The following is a 4,211-nucleotide window of genomic DNA, read 5'->3' as shown; positions in this document are numbered from 1 at the left end:
CAAATAACTTATCAAACTTATCGCCATAAACTGCTTTAGCACCTTGAATAAGCTTTAATGGGTCTGCCAAATGTCGCTTACCACGTGGGTGGACATGGACAGTTGCGTTTGGACAACTTTCTAAAAATAAACCAACACCACCTGCATGATCTAAATGAATATGCGTAACAATGATATGCTTAACCTCTTCTGCCTTAAAACCTAATTGTTTCAAACCTTCTAATAAATATGGAACCGAAGGACTGGCGCTCGTTTCAACAACCGTTAGTTCTTCATCATGAATGACATAAGAACCTGTTCTCTTTGGTAACCCTAAATCGTATACATCAATTAATGAAACACCGTTACTTAAATCGATTGGCTTTGTCATAAACTCCCTCTTTCTAATTCTTATAAGTATTTATGTCATTATTTCGACTGAATCATGACAATTCCCTGCTAATTAATCAATTCCCATAGCATTTTTAATTAATTTATGTAATTCTATAAGTAAATTGGACAAAGGAGTGCTGAACTTGTTAGATTTCCTTTTAGGTAATATGTTTTTACTGTTTTGGATTGTATTTTTCATTATCATTTTTGTCATTTTCATTAAAAAAGGCTAAACTATGCCAATCATTCGAATTACTCTGCCGTCAATTTCTAAGCTTGATTCTTTCATACCTAACTTCTTATAAAAGGCTCGAGCCTGTTTATTAGATGGTGATACTCGCAAATGGAATTCTGATACTTGATGTTTTTGAAAAAAATCTCGTGCATAGTTTTGTAAAACAATTCCATACCCTTTCCCCCGTTTGGACGGGATCAAATAATATAGATGAACGTAACCAATCTCTCTTCCATTGTACTCACGAATGGAAAGTTCGATTTGTCCAATTACTTCCTCCTCCTCCTCGACTAAAACAAAGCCATCAGGGTGCTTTGTAATTTTCTCACGTAAAAATTGAAGGTATTCATCAACATCTAAATATTGATTCGTACCAAAGCTAACAAGATAAGAATCACGTCTAAACCGAATCGCAATGTCCCTATGTTCAACTGGATTGATCGGTATGAATTTTATGTTATGTCTATCTTCCACAATCTCACTCCCCTGTACTTATGTGATTCAAACGTTAAGCATCACTTTTAATTATATTTAAGGGTTTTTGGCTTTTATTACGAGAAATAAGCCTTTATACATTTGTTCTACTTCAACTACCTCAAACCCTGCTTCTTTACTTAAAGTTAAAGAATCACGGTTAAGATGACACCCACCCGCGACTTTTTTCCAAAAGGGTGTTAATAAATCTTGCACTTTGCCTACAACCGAGTGGTTCGTTTAAATCGTCTCTTTTCAATTGGATCCATGAAAAGATCATAAATCTTAGGAAACTAACTTACTCATAACTAACCCAACTCTCATGTATAAATTACCAAGTAAATAACGAAGCTAACTTTTAGACACGGTTGAACAACTTTCATTATCATATAAGAAGCAACTTTGGGAGGTAGAACATTGAAGAAAAACTTAATATTTATAACCATTATAACTGTTTTAACTCTACTTGTGGCATGCGGTGGAACAGAAGTTGAAGCTGATTATCAAACAATCGAACTTGATGAAGTTCTCACTAAACAAGATGAAGGTTTTACAATAGTTGACGTACGTGAAGTAAATGAGTACGAAGCAGGTCATATTGACGGTGCAATTAATAAGCCACTTTCTGAAATAAGAGAAGGGAACTTTGAATCACTAGTAGATGACGAGCCTTATGTGATTATTTGCAAAACGGGAAACCGTTCTCAACAAGCTAGTGATCTTTTATCTAAACAAGGTTTTGATGTCATCAATGTCTCAGAAGGAATGAGCTCTTGGCAAGGCGATATCGTACAATAAACTAACGATCAAGCTGGATGAAGTAAAACTTCATTCAGTTTTTTATAAAGTGAATTTGCATTTTAGTCTGAAATTTCCAAATATACATGGTATAATAGTCCTGCATTATTTTACTGGGGGATATTTGGGGGATTTACTATGAAGCCATTAAATTTAAGGCCTGCATCAAAGAGAGATTTTAACTTCATCGATCAGTTGTGCCAGTTAAGTGCTAGTAATCAGGCACAATGGTTAGGTGATCCTAAGGTTAGGAACTTAGAAGATTTACAGGAGAAAATTACTGAGTATGAAAACCTTTTTCACCATTGTATTATGACTATTGAGTTAGACGAGAAGGCTGCTGGGTTTACAGGTCTCCTTTATAAAGAAGGTGACTTAGAAGCGACGATTGTTGGTCCTGTCTTATTAGAGCAATACCACACCAGAGCATTTCTACAAATTGTTTTAGATGAGTTAATGGCTAAGTGTATAAACACGTTTGACACACTTTACATAAATGTAGCCAACCAAAACAAATACCTCATTCAAAGCATTGATGAACAAAAATGGGTTGCTAGTAAAAACTCAGCTAATGACACTCAGTCGTACTCCTTAAATCTAAAACGCGCGCTGACTTTATAGAGTCAACGCGCGTCAATCACTATTCTTCTCCACTTTCTTCTCCACCGTTACCTTCATCTTCATCAATGTCCATTTCGATATTCACATCTTCCTCACCATCATCTTCTTGTTCTCCACCATCACCGAATATCGGGAATACGAAATAAACAATAAAGAATAACAATAGAACAGTAATTATTATTGCTGTAATAGACTTAATAGCTGTTGAGCCTGTACGATCTGGCTCTTCTCTTCTTTCAACATGTTCTTTTCTTTCATCTACCATAATAGAACCTCCTTTAAGTAGGTTGTACTATGGGTTTACCCTCACGTCGACAAATATAAACAAATGATTTAGAAAATAAAATAAGATTATGAGAAAGAATAAAAATTTAATCTCTGTACTTTTTCTATGCTCTTGCCCAAGACTTGTCACGTCTGCCCATCGTTTGAATATGTTAAGGGTGAAGGCAAATGAGGAGGTTGAGAGATGGATAAAAATTATAAAAAGCCACATATGATGCAGCCAATGGGTCAGCACAAACACCCTAAACACCAGCAAATGCACCCGATGCATCACGGACCACACCAACACCATAAAATGGATCCTAAACACCACATGAAAAAAGATCCTAAGCACCACCATCAAAAGATGGACCCTAAACATCACATGAAAAGCATGTTTGATACATGCCATAGTAATCGAATGCACTTAGTTCAAGTTCAAGCACATGACGGGCAAGTCTATGATGGCATTATCGATGGTGTAGGTGAAGACGGCGTCACTTTAATTATGCCATGGGGCGATTTTGATGATATGGATCATGGCTATGATGATCGTATGGGACCAGGTGGCGGATTCGGACCTGGTTATGGACCTGGATATGGTCCTGGGTACGGATTAGGTTATGGCCCTGGTCAATACCCTAGACGTTTCCGTCGTTTTAGAAGACATCGTTTCCCGTTTAGTGGTTTATCACGAATTTTCTTCCCATTCTTTTTATAAACCATTAAACCCACCCATACCGTTAAGCCGTCTCTTTCATTATATGTAAGAGACGGCTTATGAAGGGTGGGTAATTTTAATGGAGGAGGATTTGTTTTATCGCGCATTAGGTGATTCGCTAACTGTCGGTATTGGAAGTTATTTTAATCGGGGCTTTGTCAGCCGTTACGCCCAAATGGCAGTTGAGCAATTAAACCGCCCAGTTCGGACTGAAGTTTTCGCTAAAAATCGGATGACAAGTGGTCAGCTAAGAACTATGATTCACGACCAACACGTTCGTTCTAGATTGATGCACTCTAATATAGTGACGATTACTGTAGGTGGGAACGACTTAATTCAAGCAAACCGAATGTTTTTAAGAACATATAACCCAATCGTGTTTGAGCACGCTGAACAGCAGTTATATGAAAATTTATTGTACATTTTATATGAAATTCAAATTTTAAAATGGTTATATCCTACTTCTTACTTTATTCGTTTAATTGGCTTATACAATCCGTACCCACAACTAGGGTACAGTCAGTTTTGGATTAACCGTTTTAATGATGTTCTAAGGTCGTTACAAACAGATCATATTCGTTATGTTGATATTCTTCCGCACTTTTCAGATGGTGGTCGAAATTTATTAGCATTTGGTAGCGTCCACCCAAACCGAAATGGATATAATCTTATAGCTAAACAGTTAGTTAATTCAGGATTTTCACCTTTAAAGATATAACGTAAATC

At 36.5% G+C, this 4,211-nt stretch carries 8 protein-coding genes; 4 read left to right on the top strand and 4 right to left on the bottom strand.

What is annotated here, in order from left to right:
* The 3 genes from A194_RS0115125 to A194_RS20405 form a co-directional block, all read right to left on the bottom strand.
* Positions 1–370, bottom strand: a 370-nt coding sequence (locus A194_RS0115125; protein WP_017187638.1) for an MBL fold metallo-hydrolase, incomplete at its 3' end; no start/stop codon positions are given.
* 231 nt (positions 371–601) lie between these two features.
* Positions 602–1,081: a GNAT family N-acetyltransferase gene (locus A194_RS0115115; RefSeq protein WP_017187636.1), complete on the bottom strand. Its 480-nt coding sequence runs from the start codon at positions 1,079–1,081 to the stop codon at positions 602–604.
* Positions 1,082–1,138: 57 nt separating this feature from the next.
* Entirely contained in the window at positions 1,139–1,297 is a 159-nt protein-coding gene (locus A194_RS20405) for a hypothetical protein (RefSeq protein ID WP_017187635.1), read from the bottom strand.
* Positions 1,298–1,498: 201 nt separating this feature from the next.
* On the opposite strand from A194_RS20405, the gene A194_RS0115105 reads away from it, so the two are divergent.
* Positions 1,499–1,879, top strand: coding sequence for a rhodanese-like domain-containing protein (locus A194_RS0115105; RefSeq protein WP_017187634.1), 381 nt, complete (start codon positions 1,499–1,501; stop codon positions 1,877–1,879).
* Between the two features lie 138 nt (positions 1,880–2,017).
* Positions 2,018–2,500 carry a hypothetical protein gene (locus tag A194_RS0115100; protein ID WP_017187633.1) on the top strand — a complete coding sequence of 161 codons (483 nt, stop codon included), beginning with the start codon at positions 2,018–2,020 and terminating at the stop codon, positions 2,498–2,500.
* Between the two features lie 19 nt (positions 2,501–2,519).
* Here A194_RS0115100 and A194_RS18755 read toward each other — a convergent pair whose 3' ends face one another.
* A complete protein-coding gene (locus tag A194_RS18755; RefSeq protein ID WP_017187632.1) occupies positions 2,520–2,765 on the bottom strand; it encodes a hypothetical protein in 246 nt (81 codons plus the stop codon).
* Positions 2,766–2,969: 204 nt separating this feature from the next.
* Between A194_RS18755 and A194_RS20570 the strand changes: the two genes are divergently transcribed.
* Together A194_RS20570 and A194_RS0115085 are read left to right on the top strand one after the other, a co-directional pair.
* Positions 2,970–3,485, top strand: coding sequence for a hypothetical protein (locus A194_RS20570; RefSeq protein WP_017187631.1), 516 nt, complete (start codon positions 2,970–2,972; stop codon positions 3,483–3,485).
* A 79-nt stretch (positions 3,486–3,564) separates the two neighbouring features.
* Positions 3,565–4,203 (top strand): GDSL-type esterase/lipase family protein, encoded by a 639-nt coding sequence (locus A194_RS0115085; RefSeq protein ID WP_017187630.1) that lies wholly within the window; start codon positions 3,565–3,567, stop codon positions 4,201–4,203.
* Positions 4,204–4,211 lie beyond the last annotated feature (8 nt).

It is taken from the genome of Alkalibacillus haloalkaliphilus C5, assembly GCF_000269905.1.
Lineage (GTDB): Bacteria > Bacillota > Bacilli > Bacillales > Alkalibacillaceae > Alkalibacillus > Alkalibacillus haloalkaliphilus_A.
The sequence above is the reverse complement of the archived record's forward strand: the minus strand, read 5'-3'. Positions and strand labels throughout refer to the sequence as shown.

What these genes read in the sequence shown, in the direction of transcription:
- A194_RS0115100 (WP_017187633.1), top strand. Translation starts at nt 2,018, where the DNA reads ATGAAGCCATTAAATTTAAGGCCTGCATCAAAGAGAGATTTTAACTTC.
- A194_RS18755 (WP_017187632.1), bottom strand. Translation starts at nt 2,765, where the DNA reads ATGGTAGATGAAAGAAAAGAACATGTTGAAAGAAGAGAAGAGCCAGAT.
- A194_RS20570 (WP_017187631.1), top strand. Translation starts at nt 2,970, where the DNA reads ATGGATAAAAATTATAAAAAGCCACATATGATGCAGCCAATGGGTCAG.
- A194_RS0115085 (WP_017187630.1), top strand. Translation starts at nt 3,565, where the DNA reads ATGGAGGAGGATTTGTTTTATCGCGCATTAGGTGATTCGCTAACTGTC.